The sequence below is a fragment of the Streptomyces sp. DG1A-41 genome (assembly GCF_037055355.1).
Lineage (GTDB): Bacteria > Actinomycetota > Actinomycetes > Streptomycetales > Streptomycetaceae > Streptomyces.
Genome location: NZ_CP146350.1, coordinates 6,934,507 through 6,954,187, shown reverse-complemented (window position 1 = coordinate 6,954,187; position 19,681 = coordinate 6,934,507). Strand labels below are relative to the sequence as shown.

Genomic DNA, 19,681 nt, shown 5'->3' with positions numbered 1-19,681 from the left:
ACGATGACACCCTCGGGCGGCATGCTCTGACAACAACCCCGTGCCGCTCGCCACACCTCAGGAGTCGATCATGTCTCGCACCACTCGCCTGTCCTCCTCCCTCCTCAGAGCCGCCGCGGTCACGGGTGTCGCGGCCCTCACCCTGACGGCCTGCGGATCCGGCTCCGGTTCCGGATCGGGTTCGGCCGGCGCCGGTTCGGGCGACGTCAAGGTGGGGCTGATCACCAAGACCGACACCAACCCGTTCTTCGTGAAGATGAAGGAGGGCGCGGAGAAGACCGCGAAGGCCGAGGGCGTCAAGCTCTTGACCGCGGCAGGCAAGTTCGACGGCGACAACGCCGGTCAGGTCACGGCCATGGAGAACATGGTCGCCTCCGGCGTGAAGGGCATCCTGATCACCCCGAGCGACTCCAAGGCCATCGTGCCCGCGATCGAGAAGGCCCGGGCCAAGGGTGTCCTGGTCATCGCCCTGGACACCCCGACCGAGCCGCAGAGCGCGGTCGACGCCCTCTTCGCCACCGACAACCTCAAGGCCGGCGAGCTGATCGGCGAGTACGCCAAGGCCGCGATGAAGGGCAAGACCGCGAAGATAGCCGCCCTCGACCTGGCACCGGGCGTCTCCGTCGGCGTCCAGCGGCACAACGGCTTCCTCAAGGGCTTCGGCGCCACCGAGAAGGACGTCGCCTGCGCCCAGGACACCGGCGGCGACCAGTCCAAGGGCCAGACGGCGATGGAGAACTGCCTCCAGAAGGAACCCGGCATCAACGTCGTCTACACGATCAACGAGCCGGCCGCGCTGGGCGCGTACACCGCGCTCAAGGCCAAGGGCCGGGAGAAGGACGTCCTGATCGTCTCCGTCGACGGCGGCTGCACCGGCACCCAGGCGGTCAAGGACGGCAAGATCGCCGCGACGTCCCAGCAGTACCCGCTGAAGATGGCAGCCGAGGGCGTCAAGGCCGTCGTGACGTACGCCAAGGACGGCAAGAAGGCGTCCGGTTACACCGACACGGGCGTCACCCTGATCACCGACAAGGCGCAGGACGGGGTCGCGTCCAAGGACACCGCCTACGGCCTGGAGAACTGCTGGGGCTGAGCCGCCCCCGACGACCGTACGCACCCCAAGCGGGGCGGCCGATTCCCACCTCCCCGACCGGGGGACGGCCGCCCCCTCGTTCCCTTGTCCTCCGGCAAGGAGAGACACGGACTTCTGTCTTCCGACAAGGACTTCGTATGACAGCCACGACCACGCCCCCGAGCACGTCCTCGCCGTACGCCGGGCTCAAAGCGCCGACCACGGCTCGCAGGCTGCTCACGGCACCGACCACCGGCCCGCTGGTCGCCCTCCTCCTGGCCTGCGCCTTCTTCTCCCTCTCGACCGACCAGTTCCTCACCGGCGGCAACTTCTCGCTGATCGTGCAGCAGGTCATGGTCGTCGGCACCCTCGCCATCGGTCAGACCCTGATCATCCTGACGGCGGGCATCGACCTGTCGTGCGGTGCTGTCATGGCGTTCGGCAGCATCATGATCGCCAAGATGGCCGCGGAGGGCTCGCTGTCCCCGCTCGCCGCCATCGCCCTGGGCATCGCCGTCTGCGGCGGATTCGGGCTGCTCAACGGGCTGCTGGTGCAGAAGATCCCGCTGCCGCCGTTCATCGTCACCCTCGGCATGCTCAACGTGGCGTTCGCTCTGACCCACATCTACTCCGAGGAGCAGACGGTCACCAACCTGCCCGGCCCGCTGACGGCCCTCGGGCAGACCTTCCCGCTCGGCGGCACCGACATCACGTACGGCTCCCTGGTCACCATCGGCCTCTTCCTGCTCCTCGCCTACGCGCTGAGCAGCACCGGCTGGGGCCGGCACCGTCTACGCGCTGGGCAACAGCCAGGAAGCGGCGCGGCTGAACGGCATCCGTACCTCCCGCCTGACCGTCGGCGTCTACACCGTGGCGGGCGTCCTCTACGGCATCGCCGCCCTGCTGCTCATCTCCCGCACCGGAGTCGGTGACCCCCAGGCGGGTCAGACCGACAACCTCGACAGCATCACGGCCGTCGTTCTGGGCGGCACCAGCCTCTTCGGCGGGCGCGGTTCGGTCCTGGGCACCTTCATCGGCGTCCTCATCGTCGGTGTGTTCCGCAACGGCCTGCAACTGATGGGCGTCGCCTCCATCTACCAGACGCTGATCACCGGCGTCCTGGTGATCCTCGCGGTGACCGTCGACCAGATCTCCCGGAAGAAGGCCCGATGACCGCCACCTCCTCCCCCACCCCTGTCCTTCAGGCCCGTGGTCTGGTCAAGCGCTACGGCCATGTCACCGCCATCGACGGCGCCGACTTCGACCTGATGCCCGGCGAGGTCCTCGCCGTCATCGGCGACAACGGAGCCGGCAAGACGAGCCTGATCAAGGCGCTCACCGGCGCGCTGGTCCCGGACGAGGGCGAGATACGCCTCAACGGCAAGCCGATTCAGTTCTCCGGCCCGCAGAGCGCCCGCGCCCACGGCATCGAGACGGTCTATCAGGACCTCGCCGTGGCCGCCTCCATGGACATCGCCTCGAACATGTTCCTGGGGCGCGAGCTCCGCCGCCCCGGTGTTCTCGGCAGTGTGTTCCGCATGCTGGACAAGAAGCGCATGCGCCAGGAGGCCGCCGAGCACATGGCCGACCTGAAGATCGGCCTTCGCTCGCTGACGCAGTCCGTCGAGACCCTCTCCGGCGGACAGCGGCAGGCCGTCGCGGTCGCCCGTTCCGTCGCCTGGGCCCGCAGCGTCGTCGTCATGGACGAACCCACCGCCGCCCTCGGCGTCAAGGAATCCGGTCAGGTCCTCGACCTCATCCGCCGGGTCCGGGACAAGGGCCTGCCGGTCGTACTGATCAGCCACAACATGCCCCACGTCTTCGAGATCGCCGACCGGATCCACGTCCACCGGCTGGGACGGCGCGCCGCCGTGATCAAGCCGTCGGACTACTCCATGGCGGAGGTCGTGGCCATCATGACCGGCGCGCTCACCGTCGATGCGGCCGGAGGTACTGTCGTAGCCGATTCCGAGGCGGCCAAGGCCGCGGGAGTCCAGGCCACCTGAAGACAGGACAGAAGCACTCACAGGTTCCGGCCGAGGCCGCGGCCGGGCCGACGAGCACAGGAGACTGTTTCACCCATGGCAGCCAAGCGCCGCCCGACCCTGGCAGACGTCGCCCGAGAAGTGGGCGTCAGCGCCAAGACCGTCTCCCGCGTCCTCAACGAGGACGGCCCCGCCTCGGCCGAGACCAGGGAACAGGTGCTCGCCGCCGTGGCCAAGCTCGGCTTCCAGCCGAACCTCATGGCCCGCAACATCCGGGTGGGCGGGCCCGACACCACGATAGGACTGGTCATCCCCGACCTGGCCAACCCGTTCTTCGGAGCCGTGGCAAGGAGCATCGAGGACACGGTCCGCGACCGCGGCCTGACCCTGCTCATGGGTTCCTCCGCGGACGATCCCGACCGCGAGCGCTCGTTGACGGACAAGTTCCTCGCCCGCCGCGTCAGCATCCTGATGGTCGTGCCGTCCGTCGGCGCCGACCACTCCCACCTCAAGACCCACCGCGCCGCGGGGCTGCCCGTCGTCTTCATCGACCGCCCGGGAGCGGGCCTGGCCACGGACAGCGTCGTCAGCTCCAACCGTGACGGTTCCCATGAGGGCGTCGCCCACCTGATCGCCCACGGACACCGGCGCATCGGCTTCATCGGCGACCTGCCCACCAACCTCTACACCCGCCGCGAGCGCCTCGCCGGCTACCGCTCGGCCCTGAAGCAAGCCGACATCCCCTATGACCGTTCCCTCGTCGTCAGCGCACACGACCAGCAGGGGGCCGAGGCCGCGACCTCGAAGCTGCTCGACCTGGCCGGTCCGCCCACGGCCCTGTTCGCCGGCAACAACATCATGGCGCTGGGCATCGTCGCCGAACTCGCCCGCAGCAAGCGCAAGGACGTGGCCGTCGTCGCCTTCGACGACGTCTCGCTCGCCGAGGCACTGGAACCGGCCCTGACCGTGGTCGCCCAGGACCCCGAGGAAATCGGCAGGACGGTGGCGACGACCGCCCTGGCCCGACTCGATGGCGACCGCTCCCGTTCTCGCACCGTCACCGTCCCCACCCGGCTGATCGTCCGGGGATCGGGCGAACAGCCCGCGGCGGTCACGCGGGGGACATGACCGGGTCGCGGAAGCTCTCCTACTGCTCCGCCTCCGTCGCGAACCGCAGGGAGATGCGCCGAAGGACGTCCGCGGCAGAGACGTCGGTGCGTCCTTCGTCATGCGCTTCGGCGAGTTGCACGAAGGCGAACGAGAAGCAGTTGGCGATGCTCACGAGGGTGGGCCCCAGCTCCTCGGCGACGAGGTCCGCGGCCGCGCGGCCACCGGCATCCGCAGGAAGCCGGATCCGCGGCAGGGTCTCCGCGAGAAGCGCGGAGACGGCCCCGGTCAGCGCGACCTGCCCATCGGGGTTCTCGCGCACCTGCCGCCGCACCTCCAGTGCCTCGGTGAGCATCCCGACGACCTTCTGCATGATCTCTCGCTGCTCCATGGGCGCAGCCTAGACCGGCGCTCATCACGGCGTGGGGCGCAGCGGTTCTCATCCTCGCCGGGCTGCGGGCGCCGTCCGCCGCACCCGTCCCGGCGCACCGTCGTACGAGCGTCACGTCCGGCCCGAGCAGCGTGGTCGCCGAGCCCCTCCAGCGGTTCCTTCAGGTAGCCACAGTGTCGGTGCGGGCGGAATCCAGCGGTGGGTACGCGGCACGGTGCCGCTGACGCCGAAGATGGTTGTGAGGTGGCCGAAGCCGCCCAAGGCCCGGTGCCGAGAAGAGTTCGTTGAGCACATCGTCGGGTGCCGTCGCGCAGGCGAGCGCGCTGCCCCGTTACAGGTGTCGTCGCAGAACTGCTGGACGAGGGCGACGCGGCCGACCTCATCGCACGCTGGCAGCCGTCCTGGCAGGAGGGCAACGTCGCGCAGATGCTGCGCGCCGTGCGGGAGTTGCTGGAGGAGCTGGGGTTGCCGGAGCTGGAGCCGCTCGACCCGTCCGCGCTCAGCGAGCGGACGGTGATGCAGGCGCTGCGGCCCGGCGCGCACAACGCGGCCGTCCTGCTGGTGCCTTCGGGTGTGGAGGCCAAGGCCACCGAGGCCCTGGTGGACAACTGTTGCAGATGTCGACCCGGACCGGGCAGATCCCCGGCACCACCCTGGACGCGCTGCTGAGCGGCGGTGAGGGCGGTGCGCGGGACGCTGCCGCCGCCGTGGTGGCTCCGGGGCCGTGCAACGAGAGCCAGGAGTCGGTCATCTCCTCGGCGATGACACGGCCCCTGACGGTGGGCGACCGGGCCGCCCGGCACGGGCAAGAGCGAGGTCGTCACGGCCGTCGTCACCACCTGTGTCGCCGCCGGGCAGTCCGTGCTGGTCGCCTCGACGAACAACGAGGCCGTGAACGTCGTGGCCGAACGCTGCGACGACATCGCTCCCGGCCTGCTGATGCGGACGGGCAACACCGAAGCACTGCAGCGGGAGGCGGCCAAGCTGGAGCGGCTGCTGGGCGAGCCCGCCCAGGCGCCGCGCCGCGATCGGCCACCGTGGGCGGAGGCCGCGCGACACGTCGGCGAGGAGGGGCGGCTGCTGGATCTGCTCCGGGAACGGGCGGAACGGGCGGAGGCGCTGGAGCTTCCGCTGCCGCTCCTGGAAGGTGTCTGGGCGGCGCCGGGCGCGGACGGCTCGGCCGCGCTGGGACGCTGGGAGGACCGGGCGCGGAAGGTGGCCGGTGCCCCCTGGTGGCTGCTCGGCCCGTGGCGCCGGGGACGGGCGCCGGCCGCGCTCGTCCCGGCGGTGACCGATGAGGCGGAGGAGGGCCGACCGGATCTTTCGAACCTGCCGGACCGGCCGTCGTGGCCGGAGTGGGCGACCGGGCGGCCGGTGCCGGCGAGGCTGCTGGAGTCGCTGGCGGACACGGTGGCCCTGGAACGGGAGGTGCGGGCGCTCGTCCCAAGGCACACGCGATGGGACGAGGACGGGCTGCGGCGGTCACGGCTGGAGGCAGCGGGCACGCTCTTAGAACTGTCGGCGGAGCTGACGCGGGCGCGCGGGCTCATGCAGCAGCGGCTCCAGGCGCTGCGGAGCCGCTCGGGCTTCCAGCGCAGCCAGAAGAACCTGATGGCGCACATCAAGGGATGGGCCGTCAGCACGCACTCGGTGCGGCAACTGGAACTCGCCCCGAAGCTGTTCGACCTCGTCGTCATCGACGAGGCGAGCCAGTGCTCCATCCCCTCGGTGCTGCCGCTGCTGTTCCGGGCCCGCCGGGCGCTGATCATCGGCGACCCGATGCAGCTGGGGCACATCTCCGGTGTGTCACCGCAGCAGGAACAGCAGGCGCGCGTCCGGGCCGGGCCGAGCGCGGCACAGCTGGAGGACCACCGGCTCACGTACCACGTCTACTCCTCGTACCACGCGGCCGAACGGCACGGTGACTCCGCGCTGCTCCTCGACGAGCACTACCGGTGCCACCCCCGGATCGCCGACATCGTCAACGGCTACTGCTACGCGGGCCAGTTGCAGGTGCTCACCGACGTACGGCGGCAGGTCCCGGCCCTCGACCCGGTGGGGGCGGCCGATCCGGGGCCGACGCTGGGCTGGGTCGACGTACCGCGCGGCGCGTCGGCGCGGGGCGGCGACGGGCGGTCCTGGCGCAACGCGGCGGAGGCGGAGGGCGTACGGCGGGTGGTGGACGAACTGCTGGCGCGGCTGCCGCAGGACGCCACGGTGGGTGTGGTCACGCCCTTCCGGGCGCAGAAGGAGGCGTTGGCGCGGGTATGGCGCGACGACGACCGCGTCCGGGTCGGCACCGTGCACGCCTTCCAGGGCGGGCAGCGCGACGTGATGGTCCTGAGCCCGGTGGCCACGCACAACACCCCGCCGAGGACGACCCATTGGGTCGCGAGCCAGGTCAACCTGTGGAACGTGGCGGTGACCCGGGCCAAGTCCCAGCTGATCACCGTGGGCGCGCACGCGTTCTGGCAGGGGCAGAGCGGACTGCCGGCCCTGCTCGCGGGGGCGCTCGGCACGCCTGGGTGCGGACACGGACGAGGCCGACGGGCCGGTGGTGACGGCCACCCCGGCGACCGGGTTCCGCGAGGAACTCGCCGATCGGCTCCAGCAGTACCGGGCCGAGCGCGGGATCAGCGACCTGGAGCGGGCGGCGGTGGTCGGCGGCCACCCGGTGGACCTGCTGTTCACCGAGGCCGGGGAGAACACGGCGGTCCTGATCGACTTCGGCCCACCGCCGGGCATCGACCCGGCACGGCATCTGCGGCTGACCCACGCGCGGGACGACCTCCTGACCGGGCTGCCGTCCGGGGGCTACGGGGCGAAGGCGTGCCCGGTGGGCCGCACGGTGCGGGTTCCGGCGTGGCGGATCCTGGCGGGTGGGGAGGTACTGGCACCGCTGTTCGACTGAGCCGGGAGACGCTTTGGCCGGGGGCCGGTTCAGGTGCCGGGCAGGGACCGGACGACGTACGTCATGTGCTGGACGTTGCCTGCCCAGAGCCACTGAGTGTGGGTGCCGGTGCCCTCGCTGTCCGTCATGGGCCCGTCGGCACAGTCGCGCAACCAGGTCTCGCCGGCGCTCGCGACCGCTCGGCGGAAGTCGGGCAGATCGCGGATCCGACGGGCGGCGGCGCGGATGCCCGCCGTACGGTCCGGCCCACCGTTCAGCACCTTGCACAGCACGAACGAGCGGTCGGTGGTGTAGCGGAGGACGCCCCAGGGCGGGCCTCCGTCCCCCGGCTCCGTGGCCAGGGCCGCGGGGGGCTGGACTCCATAATCGCCGTATCTGAGCCGCGAGAGGCCTTCCCGATGGCCCGCCCGAATCTCGTGCCACATGTCCCAGTCGGCGCGGGGCTCCTCGTGCGGCTTACCGAACCGCATCATGTCGTCCGTGACATGGGGGAACGCCCCGCCGAGCACGGCGACGGTCCGCCGGTCGCCGGCCAGTGCCACGAGAGCGTCCAGAGCGCGCAGCGCCTCCTTACCCGCGTCGGGGCGGCCGGGCAGGACAGCGCCCAGGTCCAGCAGCAGATCGACGGGCACCCCCCGGTCGACCCGGTCCAGCAGTGCGCCGACGGCCTCGGCGACGGCACCGTTCCACTCTCCCGGCATGCGGACACGGACACCGACCCCGCAGCCACAGCGGCGGGCGGTCTCCACCGCGGCCGCCTGCTGGGCCTCGCTCCGCTCGGGACCGGTCACCGGGCGGAGCAGGGGGTTGAGCGCGGTGCACTCGGCCAGGATCGCGGCGAGTGCCGATGTCTGTGCGGCCTCGGCGAACGGGGCGTCGATCCAGCCCGGATGGCGCCGGTGCACGCCCCTGACGCGGCGCAGTTCCTTCTGCCAGTGGGCCCTCCTGAGTTGCGCCGGGGGCGTCCCTGGAGAGGGCGGAAGGTTCCACAAGGGCGCGACCGCCGCCTGTATGTCGGGCCGGAGGCGTTCATAAGCAATCCGGGCATGCTGCCGGACCGGCAGAACGGGAACGTAGAGCGGTTCGGACATCGCGGCTCCCCCTCGGCACTGCCCGCGCGCTTTCCCTCTCCACCAGGGTCCGCGAGCGTGAAGGGGCGCGAAAAGAGCGCCTTTCGGCCCGAATGACTGAGAAGCCGTCGTCGTACCGAGAGGTTCGAGAGCGGATCGAACATGGAGCACACGCGGCTTCGTCGCATGCTCGGCGATAGCGGCAGCGTCGAACGACCCGCTAACTGGCTCTAACAAAAGCTGGTTGATCATGTGACTGTCGGCTTGATCGTTCGTTGATGTGGGCATGGGGAAGCGTCAGTCGCGGCCGTGGATGGTGTCGGACGAACTGTGGTCGCTCATCGAGCCGTTGTTGCCCGAGCCACCGCCGAAGCAGGTGGAGGGACGGCCACGGGTGCCCGACCGGCAGGCCCTGTGCGGGATCCTGTTCGTCCTGCATACCGGCATCCAGTGGGAGTACCTTCCCCAGGAGCTCGGCTTCGGCTCGGGCATGACGTGCTGGCGGCGCCTGGCGGCCTGGAACGAGGCCGGCGTCTGGGACCAGCTGCACCGACTGCTGCTGAACAAGTTGCGGTCGAAGAACCAGCTGGACTGGTCGCGGGCGGTGATCGACTCCTCCCACGTCCGGGCCGCACGCAGGGGCCCAAAAGCGGTCCCAGCCCGGTCGACCGCGCACGACCGGGCAGCAAGCACCACATCATCACCGACGGCCAAGGGATCCCGCTCGCGGTGTCTTTGACCGGCGGAAACCGCAACGACGTCACTCAACTCCTTCCCCTGCTGGACAAGATTCCGGCAGTGGCGGGAGTTGTCGGCCGGCCCCGCAGGCGGCCCGACATGCTCTTCGCGGACCGCGGCTACGACCACGACAAATACCGCCGTCTTCTACGGCGACGCGGGATCCGGCCCGCGATCGCCGAGCGGGGACAGCCGCACGGCACCGGTCTGGGCACCTTCCGATGGGTCGTCGAGCGGACGATCTCCTGGCTGCATGGCTTTCGCCGCTTGCGCATCCGGTGGGAACGACGCGACGACATCCACGAAGCCTTCCTCGGACTTGCCGTCTGCCTGATCACTCACCGACACGTTCAAAGGCTTTGTTAGGGCCAGTAAGGCCGAAAAACTACAGGTCAACGACCTTTGTCGACCGGCTCCAACATCGCCACGCACTCCACATGATGCGTCATCGAAAACATGTCAACTTGAGCGAGTCATGTAAAAGACCAGGTCAGACCCTGTTTCTCGGATTGCGGCCGCGCGTGCGGGCGTCCAGAGCGTCAAACGAGCGTCATGACCATCAGTCCATCCCTCCCCTTCGGAGTGAAACAGGCTGCCACGACCAGCTCCCCTGCGCGATCCCGCCTGCGCTCACTCTGGACACCAGCCGCACATCATGACCGGCACCACTTCTCAGGTCGCCATGGTGGACTCATGCCCTCGTCCTCGATCCGGACCGCGATGGCGGTCACCGCGCCCTCCAGGTCGAACGTGCCCTCCTCGAACTCGTCGTCCAGAGCCCGGTATCCGATCGCGAGCAGCGGGTCCGCGTACACACCTGTCGCCTCGGCGAAAGCGCGGGCCTCGGTCTGGTCGGTCGCCTCGTCCGGCTTGTCCGCGTCCGACTTGCTGCCGGTCGGGTCGTCCTCGTACTTGTCGGCCTCCTTCGTGGCCCGGGTCACCCAAGGTGCCGGCGGCCACGCGGGACGTCCAGCACGCCAAGGCGGCGCAGACGAACGCGCAGTCGGCCGTCAACGACGCTCAGAGCGCGCTGAACGCGGCGAAGAAGATGGCCGACGACGCGCGCAAGATGCGCGAGGACGCCGCCCGCGAGGCCAAGAACAAGATCGACGAGGCGTCCGACGCCGGCATCCAGAACCGGTCGTGGTGGGAGGACATCGGTGACTGGTTCACCGACAACTGGGACACCATCGTCGCGGTCTGCCAGGTCGTCGTCGCGGTGGTCGGCGTCATCGCGCGACCGGCTCTGTCCAGCGCTCCACCGGCTCGCCACCCAGCAGGGATACCTGCCACGCGCGAACCGGCGACCTCGTGCAGGCCCGCCACTTCACCCCGGTGGCGGACAGCATCCGGCCGGTACTGCGGAGGAGTTCCCCCTCGTGCCGGTGATCGAGCGCGTTCTCCCTGTCTCGCCGGGCGCCGTCGTCAGACAGCGGTCGGCCCGTACGTCGAGCGCAGCAGGACGCCGAGACCACCTGCCGGAACGTCCACGCCGTCCCCGCCGGAAGGAGGAACGACACCGCCACCTGGCCGGGATCGCCACCCATGCCATGTCTCACGGGCCGGATCCGCCCCGTCGGGCCTGCGACGCCACCGTCCCGTGCCCGGATCGGTACGGCGCCCATCCCTCCGACGGCCGCACCACGGTGTTGCGCCCCATGACCGGCGTGCAACTCCACGTTGCGGACCCCGCCTATGGCGGCCTCCCATGGGCACACGTGTGGTGCCCGAGAAGGGCAGCGAACGGAAGGAGTTGTCGTGTCGTTCCTCTGGGCGATCATCGCCGGGCTCGTCATCGGCCTGCTGGCCAAGCTCGTCGTTCCCGGACGTCAGCCCATCCCCCTGTGGCTGACGGTCATCATGGGCATCATCGGCGCCGTCGCCGGCAACGCGCTCGCCACCGCATTCGGCGTGCGCGACACCGGCGGTATCGACTGGATCCGCCACATCTTCCAGATCGGCATCGCAGCCGTCCTCATCGCGTTCGTCACCCCGCTGTGGGCCCGACGACGCGCATGACGGTTCACCCACCGCACGGGACAACGTGCCTGGCGTGCTAGCCGTGTGCCTCCAGGAGACACGGAGCACGCGCAGGTCGACCAGTCCCATGAGCCGGTCACCCGGCTCGGCCTGCCGGCGGTCTTCGGCCCGAGCGGCGTGCCGGAGCCACAGCCGGGCCCATGGCCGCACGCCTCGGGCCGACGGTATTCTGCCGCCGGCCCGTCCTGGAACACCGTCGCCAGAAGTCACCTGACGGACCCGACGGGCCCCACCTTCCATCAGGTCCTCTCCTTGTCGTGAATCGAACCTCCCTCCAGGCTCGCTGCCGCTCCGCTGAGTCAGACGCGGACGGACCCCGATCGATGCCCTGACCGGACAACACCAGAAGCCTCCCTGACCTGCGGCGCCGTTCGGACGAGATCGGATGGTCTGAGTGGTGTCCATCGGCCATCGACGGCACGAGGGGCGTCATCCGGGCGGCAGGCGGGGCCGATGACAGGGGCAGGGGGTCAGTCGATGCTTCGCACTATGTGCGGGTCGGCGGCCAGCGCCTCCTCCTCGTCCTCCCCCGCGAGCAGCAGGGGCGGGACCCGGTTCGGCTCGGCGGCGGGATCCGGTGCGCCGAGCGGCAGGACACCTCGGTCGAAAACAGTAGTCATCCATTGCTCCTTCTGAGGGCGTGGCGTACATTCCGGTCGGACACACCGGCGAAGCGACAGCGCGAAAAGCACTGGAACACCGGCAGAACAAAGGGTGGCGTACACCGGATCGGCCTCATCGGCCGGCAGGGGACTCGGCGCTGACCTCTCGTCAGATATCGCCCGTGTTACCGACATCCCGAAGTCGGACTTTTCGGCGACTCACCCACGCCTGCCTCGGGGCGGAAACCCGGGGGTATGAGTGAGCCATAATGCAGTTCATGTTCTTCATTCCCGCCAGGTAGGTCAAGTGCACCCACAACGGCCGGATCGCGCCCTTGAACTGACCGGCGGCTACACATAGCACGGCACCGGACATCCGCCCCCTGCTCCCGGGGCGGCTCACCAAAGACGGACAAACAGTAGCAAGGTCCAGCAGAGCACCACCTCAGGTGATTTATTCTTTCGGCCAAACAGCAGACGATAGTTGTATGCGTACGCACCACCCCATGAGAATGAGCCAGGAATGACTGCTCGACCCACTCGCTTGAAAGCACGCTGCCGCCGGTGTCAGCTGCTCGACCGATGGGCACCGAAGGTTGAGGGTGACCTGTTCATGTGGATCTGCCGTGTTGAATCCGACGCCAGGACGGACATACGCCGGAGCGCCGGCGTTCCGCTGCGATCCATGAGCGCCTCCGACGCCTGGCAGGCCGTAGACGGTACCGGATAAGCCCACTCTGCCAGTACTCACCATCTCGCCGAACGCCTCTTGTGCACCTTCCGTGCACCGTGACGCGATCTGCCGGACGGCACGGAAGCATGTGCTTCTGCAAGTTTGGGGAATTCAGCACCTTTTCCTGCCCCCCACGGGTTGCGGTTCCATCTGAACTAACGAGGGACTATCCATGCGGGTACTTGTGATCGAGGACGAGGCGACGACAGCCGAATCAATCGTGAGTGGTCTGCGCCGCCACGGCTTCGAGGCCGATTGGGTGGATTCAGGAAAAAGGGCTCTTGAAATTCACCAGAAGGTCGATTTCATCGTGCTCGACCTTGGTTTACCGGACACCGACGGCCTGGAAGTATGTCGCCGAATAAGGAAGGTAAGCGAAACCCCCATCATCGCCGTCGCCGAGAAGCAGAATGAGTTGGAGCGGGTACTGGGGCTGCAGGCCGGATCCGACGACTGCATCGACCGTTCCTATGGAATACACGAGTTGGTGGCCCGCATCCACGCCATCATGCGGCGTATAAGACCGACGAGAAGCACGGCGGGCGGCACCCTTGCCCACGGCCCCCTGCACATCGACATACCCTCCCGTGAGGTGCGGCTCCACGACGAGCCGATGTCCCTCACCCGCAAGGAATTCGACCTGCTCCTCACGCTCGCCTCGCAGCCGGGCACAGTGCTGACGCGGAAGGACCTGATGGCCCAGGTCTGGCACGACACCTGGGCCAAGGGGCGCACCATCGACACGCACGTCAACAGCCTGCGCGCCAAGCTCGGTTGCAGCGACTGGATCGTCACCGTCCGCGGCGTGGGCTTCCGTTTCGTCCCGGGGGAGGACATTCACGCCCCGTACGGGAGGGAGTCGGCGTAGCACGCGCCCCGGTCACCGCTCGGGCGTGCCGGAGCGGGCCCGTCCACGACCGCGCTCGGCGAACGTGCCGCTCACGTCCTCCGTGTGGTAAAAGGTCCGGCCTGCCCGGCTGAGACGACGCCAGCGCCGCTCACTGGCCAGGCGGTAGACGGTGCCGGTGCTCACCTCCCACAGACGGGCGATGTCCCCGGCTGCCAGCCACAGCACGGTGGCGGGCGCCGGACCCGGCGCCGGCTCGTCCACGGCGGCCGACGGGGCCGGGGCATCGGCCGGGGCCAGCCGGGACCGGAGTGCCACCCATTCCCACGGCGCCCAGGCATGCCCGGAGTCCCTTGAGCAGACGATCCCGGCATCCCGCCCCGTCCGTGTCCCTCCGCCGTGCCCGCGCTCGGCACGCGCCCCCTGCGCAGGACGGCCCCGTACAGGATCCCCCTCGGGGCCACCCCGCGCCGGACCCCGTTCCACTTCGCCGACTCGTCCCGGGCCGTGGGCCAGGAGTGTGCCGGCGCATTCCTCGACGGGGCAGGGGCCCACCGGTACGCCCGATGCCGGAGGGGGTTCGACCACGCGGCGTGCCCGCCGGGCCAGCCGGCTCGCCTCGGCGGTCAGATCGGCGACCGCGTCGTGCGCGGCCAGCCAGTCCACGTGTCGCAGCAGGAACCCGGCGAGTTCGGGGACCTCGCGCCGAGGCGCGGCCACACCCCGTTCGTCGACCACCAGCCCGCTCCATGACGCGAGCACCCGCAGCATGGCGAAACGCACGTCCGCCGCGGCCGTGTTGAGCGGAATCCCCCGCTGGGGGCCGCCGGCGGAGGGGCGTTCCTCCCAGCGCCGGGTGCGGGCACCGCTCAGGACCCGGCCGCACTCCTCGTACAGTCCCGGCAGGGAGGCGAGCGCGGCGGTGAGGGCGAAAAGGCAGTCCCCGCACAGCCTGATTCCGGATATTCGGTTTCCGGGTTCATGGGGTACCTGCCCAGCCGTTCCGGAAAAGCGGGTTGCCGGAGTCCGGCGGCGGCCGGTTTCCTGGAGGACGGCCGGTGTCATCGCCTGCCGATTTTCGACACAATGTTCCCCCTCGCATGCGGGGCGCGTTTCTTCCCGTCGACTCTGCTTGCGCGTCATCACCGATATTCCTCTCGGATTCCAGGTGTATGGATAAATCATGCACACACCGGACTTCCATAAAAGCCGGAGGACACGTCTTTTGACGGGGATCTGGCCTTTCTTGCAGCTACTGTCGGGTCGTTTTACGGTTACCCAAGGTTCGCTGTCGCAACTAACCGACTACTGACCAACTGATCAGCTTCTGGTCGCGCGTCTGACGCTCCCCTGACACAGCAGGGTGAGGGATCCGGCCCGCGCGGGAGGAGAGGCCCGGTCAGCGCGACTGGGTCGCGGGCGGCTGCTGCTGAGCCACGGCGTGGTCGAGGACGCGCCCGAGGAGGGCGGTCAACTGCTCCCGTTCCTGCGGGGAGAGAGGGGCCAGCAGGTCGTCCTGGGCGCCGTTGAGCGCGTCACCGATGGAATGGAGCTGGGCCCGGCCCGCCTCGGTCACGGTGACCGTGTTGCGCCGACGGTCGGCCTGGTCGACGACCCGCAGCACCAGCCCCGCCGCGGCGAGCTCATTGACCGCCTCGACGATGTAGCTGCGGTCGATGCCGCAGCGCCTGCCGAGCTCCGCCTGGCTGGCCGGCCCGAACTCATCGAGCGCCGCGAGCAGCGCGAAGTGGTAGCGGCGGGCACCGACGGAGGTCAGCGCCCGGGCGACCAGCCGCGCGGCGCGGGTGGCGATCTGGGTGACGAGCCAGCTCGGCGTGGTGCGCAGCCGGGCCGGGGCCTTCGAGACATCTGTGAGGTCCACCTCACCAAAACTACCAGCTCTGTTGTCCTGACCCACGATTGTGATACGTTGGCCTGACCAACGTTTGCGGTTCGGGATGCACCATGAGCCCCCGTATGCCTGTCCAGTAGGGAGCGAACTCCACCATGATTCTCGTCACCGGGGCCACCGGAAATGTCGGGCGCAATGTTGTCCATCAGCTTCTGGAAGCGGGAGAGAAGGTCCGTGCTGTCACCCGCGACCCGGAGAAGTCCGGGTTGCCGGACGACGTCGAGGTGATCGCCGGTGATTTCTCGCGCCCGGAGACCCTGGCCGAATCACTGAAGGGTATCGACCGGGCTTTCCTGTTTCCTGTCTTCGGTCAGCTCGGCGGGTTTCTCGACGCCGCCGCCGCGGCGGATGTCGAGCACATCGCGATGCTGTCGTCCTCGGCCATCGAATTCGAGAACCCGGGCTTCATCGGCCAGGTGCACCTCGAGTGCGAGAACGCGGTGACGGGCTCCGGCATACCGAGGACCTTCGTCCGCGCCGGCCTGTTCATGCTCAACGACCTCGCCTGGTCCGGGCAGATCAACAACGGCGGGGTCGTACGGACCGCCTACGGCACCGCCGCCGCGGCTCCGGTGGACGAGCGGGACATCGCGGCCGTCGCCGTCGCCTCGCTTCTCTCCCCCGAGGACGGCGCCGTGCACAGCCTGACCGGTCCGCAGTCCCTCACCCAGATCGACCGCGTCCGGATCATCGGCGAAACGCTGGGCCGACCGGTCGAGTTCGAGGAGCTGCCCCGGGAGGCGGCGCTCGGTCACCTCACCCAGCAGATGCCGCCGGACGCCGCGGAGTTCCTGCTCGACCAGCTCGCCTCGTGGCAGGGCATCACGGCGGAGGTTCTGCCGACCGTCGAGCAGGTGACCGGCCGGGCCCACACCTACGCCGAGTGGGTTGCCCACCACGCGGCGGATTTTTCCTGAGCGGCTGAAATCCACGCACCGCCCGTCGCACGTCCCGAATCTTTCCGTTCCGGAACGCGCGGCGGGCCACTCGTGCTGCCGTGACACGGAGAAGCAGCACACGGAGAGGCAGCACACGCACAGAAGAAGCAGAGAAAAAAGCAAGCGGAGAGGGGAACACACCCGGGCGGATTTCCTCCCGTGGATTCCGTGAATCTCACGGGAGGAAATCCGCCCGGTCATGCTGTCGTCGCCCGGCCGGTCTACACCGTGGCTGGGGGGATATTGTGATTGACGCGGAAGGTGTTCGCCGGGTCGTACACGGCCTTGATCTTCCGCAGCCGCTCGTGGTCCTCCGGGCGGTAGCCGCGGGCCACGTCCTCGGGCGTGCGGTCCAGACTGAACATGAAGGTGGGCAGCAGCGCCCCGGTGTCCCACTTCTCCAGCCGGTCCAGAACCCGCTGTTCGGCGGCCCGGGAGCGCTCGGCGGCCTCCGTGTCCGGCGGTGCGGGCATGCTCATGAAGACGTGGAAGGTGCCCTCGGGCACTCCCAAGGCGGCCGGCACGGCGCCGGGCCGTGCCAGGGCACCACCCAGATGACGGATCTCGACACCGCCAGGCGGCAGATGACCATGGTCGTGACCTGCCACGTCGAGCAGCGCGGCGACCGCCTCGGCATCGAGGTCGCGCAGCAGGGCCGTCCGGCACCAGGCGTAGGTGGGCCGGAAGGGGTCGTGGTAGATGTCGCCGACCCGGGTGTACGGCATCTCGGCGACCTCGTCCCGCTCCGGGCCGAGGTCGCGCAGCGGGGCGACCAGGCGTTCCCCCTCCTCCGCGGAGCCGGTGAACGCGATCCGCACATGGATGACGAACCTGCCCCGGTTCTGCTCCGGCACCGCCGGATGGTCGGGGAAACGCAGCAGGATGATCGAGGAGTTCATCTCCTCCGGCAGCCCGTCCAGCCAGGAGAAGTAGGCGGGCACGACCCGGTCGGCCGCCTCACCGGGGAAGAAGAACCCGCCGCCGTACAGCCGAGTGACGGGCACCAGACCGATCTCGGCGGCCGTGACCACGCCGAAGTTGCCGCGCCCGCCGCGCACCGCCCAGAAGAGGTCGGGGTCGGAGTCCGGTGTGACGGTGCGCAGGGTGCCGTCGGCGGTGACCAGGTCGAACGACCGCACCTGGTGGGCGGCGAAGCCGAAGGTACGGCCGAGGACCGGGAGTCCGCCGCCGGTCAGGTAGCCCATCACGCCGACGTCCGGGGAGGAGCCGTTGAGCGGGGCGAGCCCTGACTTCGCGGTCTCCGCGACCACCTGGCCCCAGCGAACGCCGGCGCCCACCCGAGCGGTGCGTGCCTCGGCGTCCACGGTCACTTCGGTCAGCTCACGGGTGTGGACGAGGACGGCCCCATCGGCCGGCAGCACGGCTCCATGACCGGTCGACTGGACGGCCACCGGCAGCTCGTGCGCGACGGCGTACCGGACTGCGGCGGCCACGTCCTGCGCGGAAGACGCGGCCACGATCACCGACGGCTGGTGGTCGACCGTAAGATTCCACCCCTTGCGCAGCTCCTCGAATGAATCCTCGCCAGGAAATAAGATCCGGCCGACCACGGAGGAACGCAGCTCCTCGACAGGGTTCGTTGGCACGTCTTCGCCTTTCTCAGCGCACTGGGTCGCCCCGTCCTAAAACGGGACGCACGACTCCCTTCGGGGAATCATTCATCGATAGTAGTGGGTGTCTGTTAAGGGCTGATGAGCAATGTGCGGAATCATGGGGTCGATCTTCCGGATACGTAACCGGAATCTCCCTGATTTCCATCCGCAAACCGAAAGAATTGCGCCATGTTCATCGCATGGAGGGCCTCGGCGGAAGGCCCAGGAGGCACTCCTCCAGGAAGCCGAGCATCCTCAGGTGGTACGAGCGCGCGGCCCAGCCGAGGCTGATGTTGTGGCCCGCGTACGGCTGCCACTCGGTGGAGACCGCGGCCCGGGGGAACAGCCCGCGCAGCTCGGCCAGCGCCTGCGGATCGTGCCGCCAGCGACGTTCATGCTCGGCGAAGGTGAACCGCACGGGCAGCCGTACGTCCGCTGCGAGTTCCCCCAGCACCCGCTCCCAATGAGGGAGTTCGGCCACCTCACGGGGCGGCGCGGGCGTGGTGAGAGCAGCGGCCAGCCGGAAGGTGTCCGGCGGGTACAGCCCCAGCGGCCCCCAGTTGTTCGCCCGCATCGCCGTACGCCACCGGCTCGGAGAAAGGTCCGCCACACCCGCAGCAAAGCGGTGGCCGCAGCCGGAGACCGCCAGTCCTTGCAGCAGGAGAGCGTCGTGGCGGGCGGCCAGGGTGAGGGCGACCTTGCCGCCGTACGAGTGCGCCAGGACGAAGTAGCCGTCGCCCAGCGGGTGGGTGTCCGCGAACCCGGCCAGGGCCGTGGCGAGCAGCGCCGCCTGCTCGGCAAGGGGAAGGCCCTCGGGCAGTGCCGCTGCCGACCGGCCGTAGCCGGGGCGGTCGACGGCCAGGACCTGGTAGCCGAGGCCCGCGGCGAGGGTGAGCAGGGAGAGATCCCGGTGGGCCGTGCCGTGGAAGTAGCCCGCGCGCATCCCGCCGCCGTGGACGGCGACCACCGTGGCCCGGGGCGGGATCCGCGGGTCCCCGGCGAGCAGCCCGGAGAGCTGGACGCCACCGGCGTCCAGCAGGACCTCCCGTACGACGGTGCCGGCGCCGGAGGCCGGGCTGCTCGGTGTCGCCGTCCTCATCCGCCCGCCCTCCCGGTGAGTACCGGCCGCGCCCCGTGCAGGTACGGATGGCGCGTCCGGCCCTCCCGCAGGACCGTGCCCCACCAGCCGAGCTGGTCGAGCAGGGCCTTCGCCGCGGTGGCGCAGCCCTCTGGGTCCCGGGGGCTGCCCTCCGGGTCGAACAAGTCCCACACACCGTGGAAGCTGACCGTGTCGCGGACCGCCACAGCGTGGAGTTCGCCGAGGACCTGCCGTAGCTGTTCGACGGCGCGCAGGCCTCCGGAGCGTCCGCCGTACGAGACGAAGCCGACCGGTTTGGCCTGCCATTCGCTGTCATGCCAGTCGATCAGCGCTTTGAGAGAGGCCGGGAACGAGCGGTTGTACTCGGGTGTGACCAGCACGAACACATCGGCGGCGGCCAGTCGTGGGGTCAGGTCGGCGAGCTGGGCGGCGGCCTCGGGCGGCGGGGCTGTCACCGGCTCCGCGGGCAACGTGTACCCGGCCAGGTCGATGACGTCCGTGCACAGACCGCCGTACCGCCGGGCCTGACCGGCGAACCACCGGGCGACGGTCGCGCCGGTGCTGCCCGGCCGGCCGCTGCCGACCACGACGGCCAGCCTCAGGGGGTCGTGCGCCATGGAAGC

Annotated in this window: 17 protein-coding genes and 4 pseudogenes; 12 read left to right on the top strand and 9 right to left on the bottom strand. The window is 69.6% G+C overall.

The genetic code is table 11. The annotated features are described in order from the left end of the window. Nucleotides 1-70 precede the first annotated feature (70 nt). From V8690_RS32465 to V8690_RS32450, 4 genes and pseudogenes are all read left to right on the top strand, one after another. Nucleotides 71-1,093: a sugar ABC transporter substrate-binding protein gene (locus V8690_RS32465; protein ID WP_338783648.1), complete on the top strand. Its 1,023-nt coding sequence runs from the start codon at nt 71-73 to the stop codon at nt 1,091-1,093. Nucleotides 1,094-1,230: 137 nt separating this feature from the next. Continuing rightward, a pseudogene (locus V8690_RS32460) lies at nt 1,231-2,245 on the top strand (ABC transporter permease). Then, entirely contained in the window at nt 2,242-3,078 is an 837-nt protein-coding gene (locus V8690_RS32455; protein ID WP_338783647.1) for an ATP-binding cassette domain-containing protein, read from the top strand. The pseudogene V8690_RS32460 and the gene V8690_RS32455 overlap by 4 nt, the downstream one beginning before the upstream one ends. A gap of 75 nt (nt 3,079-3,153) precedes the next feature. Next, the gene (locus V8690_RS32450) at nt 3,154-4,185 is read left to right on the top strand and encodes a LacI family DNA-binding transcriptional regulator (protein WP_338783646.1); all 1,032 of its coding nucleotides are present in this window, start codon (nt 3,154-3,156) and stop codon (nt 4,183-4,185) included. A 19-nt stretch (nt 4,186-4,204) separates the two neighbouring features. Here V8690_RS32450 and V8690_RS32445 read toward each other — a convergent pair whose 3' ends face one another. Next, entirely contained in the window at nt 4,205-4,555 is a 351-nt protein-coding gene (locus V8690_RS32445) for a hypothetical protein (RefSeq protein WP_338783645.1), read from the bottom strand. A gap of 300 nt (nt 4,556-4,855) precedes the next feature. On the opposite strand from V8690_RS32445, the gene V8690_RS32440 reads away from it, so the two are divergent. From V8690_RS32440 to V8690_RS32430, 3 genes and pseudogenes are all read left to right on the top strand, one after another. Next, entirely contained in the window at nt 4,856-5,224 is a 369-nt protein-coding gene (locus V8690_RS32440) for a hypothetical protein (RefSeq protein ID WP_338783644.1), read from the top strand. Between the two features lie 177 nt (nt 5,225-5,401). Beyond that, nucleotides 5,402-6,955 (top strand): annotated as a pseudogene (locus V8690_RS32435) (DEAD/DEAH box helicase); the annotation flags it as partial. Between the two features lie 157 nt (nt 6,956-7,112). After that, on the top strand, nt 7,113-7,466 hold the full coding sequence (locus V8690_RS32430) for a hypothetical protein (protein ID WP_338783643.1): 354 nt from the start codon (nt 7,113-7,115) through the stop codon (nt 7,464-7,466). 29 nt (nt 7,467-7,495) lie between these two features. Here V8690_RS32430 and V8690_RS32425 read toward each other — a convergent pair whose 3' ends face one another. Next, the gene (locus V8690_RS32425) at nt 7,496-8,557 is read right to left on the bottom strand and encodes a beta family protein (protein WP_338783642.1); all 1,062 of its coding nucleotides are present in this window, start codon (nt 8,555-8,557) and stop codon (nt 7,496-7,498) included. A 265-nt stretch (nt 8,558-8,822) separates the two neighbouring features. On the opposite strand from V8690_RS32425, the pseudogene V8690_RS32420 reads away from it, so the two are divergent. After that, a pseudogene (locus V8690_RS32420) lies at nt 8,823-9,640 on the top strand (IS5 family transposase). Nucleotides 9,641-9,927: 287 nt separating this feature from the next. Here V8690_RS32420 and V8690_RS32415 read toward each other — a convergent pair. Beyond that, a complete protein-coding gene (locus tag V8690_RS32415; protein WP_338783641.1) occupies nt 9,928-10,215 on the bottom strand; it encodes a hypothetical protein in 288 nt (95 codons plus the stop codon). A 2-nt stretch (nt 10,216-10,217) separates the two neighbouring features. On the opposite strand from V8690_RS32415, the pseudogene V8690_RS32410 reads away from it, so the two are divergent. After that, nucleotides 10,218-10,511, top strand: a pseudogene (locus V8690_RS32410) (hypothetical protein); the annotation flags it as partial. A gap of 521 nt (nt 10,512-11,032) precedes the next feature. Beyond that, on the top strand, nt 11,033-11,293 hold the full coding sequence (locus V8690_RS32405) for a GlsB/YeaQ/YmgE family stress response membrane protein (RefSeq protein ID WP_338783640.1): 261 nt from the start codon (nt 11,033-11,035) through the stop codon (nt 11,291-11,293). A gap of 491 nt (nt 11,294-11,784) precedes the next feature. Here the strand turns inward: V8690_RS32405 and V8690_RS32400 are convergent, their stop codons facing one another. Then, nucleotides 11,785-11,934 carry a hypothetical protein gene (locus V8690_RS32400; RefSeq protein ID WP_338783639.1) on the bottom strand — a complete coding sequence of 50 codons (150 nt, stop codon included), beginning with the start codon at nt 11,932-11,934 and terminating at the stop codon, nt 11,785-11,787. Nucleotides 11,935-12,821: 887 nt separating this feature from the next. On the opposite strand from V8690_RS32400, the gene V8690_RS32395 reads away from it, so the two are divergent. Further along, the gene (locus tag V8690_RS32395; protein WP_338783638.1) at nt 12,822-13,517 is read left to right on the top strand and encodes a response regulator transcription factor; all 696 of its coding nucleotides are present in this window, start codon (nt 12,822-12,824) and stop codon (nt 13,515-13,517) included. A 12-nt stretch (nt 13,518-13,529) separates the two neighbouring features. On the opposite strand, the gene V8690_RS32390 is transcribed toward V8690_RS32395, so the two are convergent. Both V8690_RS32390 and V8690_RS32385 read right to left on the bottom strand, forming a co-directional pair. Continuing rightward, nucleotides 13,530-14,561: a hypothetical protein gene (locus V8690_RS32390; protein WP_338783637.1), complete on the bottom strand. Its 1,032-nt coding sequence runs from the start codon at nt 14,559-14,561 to the stop codon at nt 13,530-13,532. 334 nt (nt 14,562-14,895) lie between these two features. Next, nucleotides 14,896-15,378, bottom strand: a complete 483-nt coding sequence (locus V8690_RS32385; RefSeq protein WP_338783636.1) for a MarR family winged helix-turn-helix transcriptional regulator — start codon at nt 15,376-15,378, stop codon at nt 14,896-14,898. A 125-nt stretch (nt 15,379-15,503) separates the two neighbouring features. On the opposite strand from V8690_RS32385, the gene V8690_RS32380 reads away from it, so the two are divergent. Then, nucleotides 15,504-16,325: an NAD(P)H-binding protein gene (locus V8690_RS32380; RefSeq protein ID WP_338783635.1), complete on the top strand. Its 822-nt coding sequence runs from the start codon at nt 15,504-15,506 to the stop codon at nt 16,323-16,325. Between the two features lie 242 nt (nt 16,326-16,567). On the opposite strand, the gene V8690_RS32375 is transcribed toward V8690_RS32380, so the two are convergent. The 3 genes from V8690_RS32375 to V8690_RS32365 form a co-directional block, all read right to left on the bottom strand. After that, entirely contained in the window at nt 16,568-17,953 is a 1,386-nt protein-coding gene (locus tag V8690_RS32375; RefSeq protein WP_338783634.1) for an FAD-binding oxidoreductase, read from the bottom strand. Nucleotides 17,954-18,152: 199 nt separating this feature from the next. Continuing rightward, nucleotides 18,153-19,058, bottom strand: a complete 906-nt coding sequence (locus V8690_RS32370; protein ID WP_338783633.1) for an alpha/beta fold hydrolase — start codon at nt 19,056-19,058, stop codon at nt 18,153-18,155. Further along, nucleotides 19,055-19,675, bottom strand: coding sequence for an NAD(P)H-dependent oxidoreductase (locus tag V8690_RS32365; RefSeq protein ID WP_338783632.1), 621 nt, complete (start codon nt 19,673-19,675; stop codon nt 19,055-19,057). The genes V8690_RS32370 and V8690_RS32365 overlap by 4 nt, the downstream gene beginning before the upstream one ends. Nucleotides 19,676-19,681 lie beyond the last annotated feature (6 nt).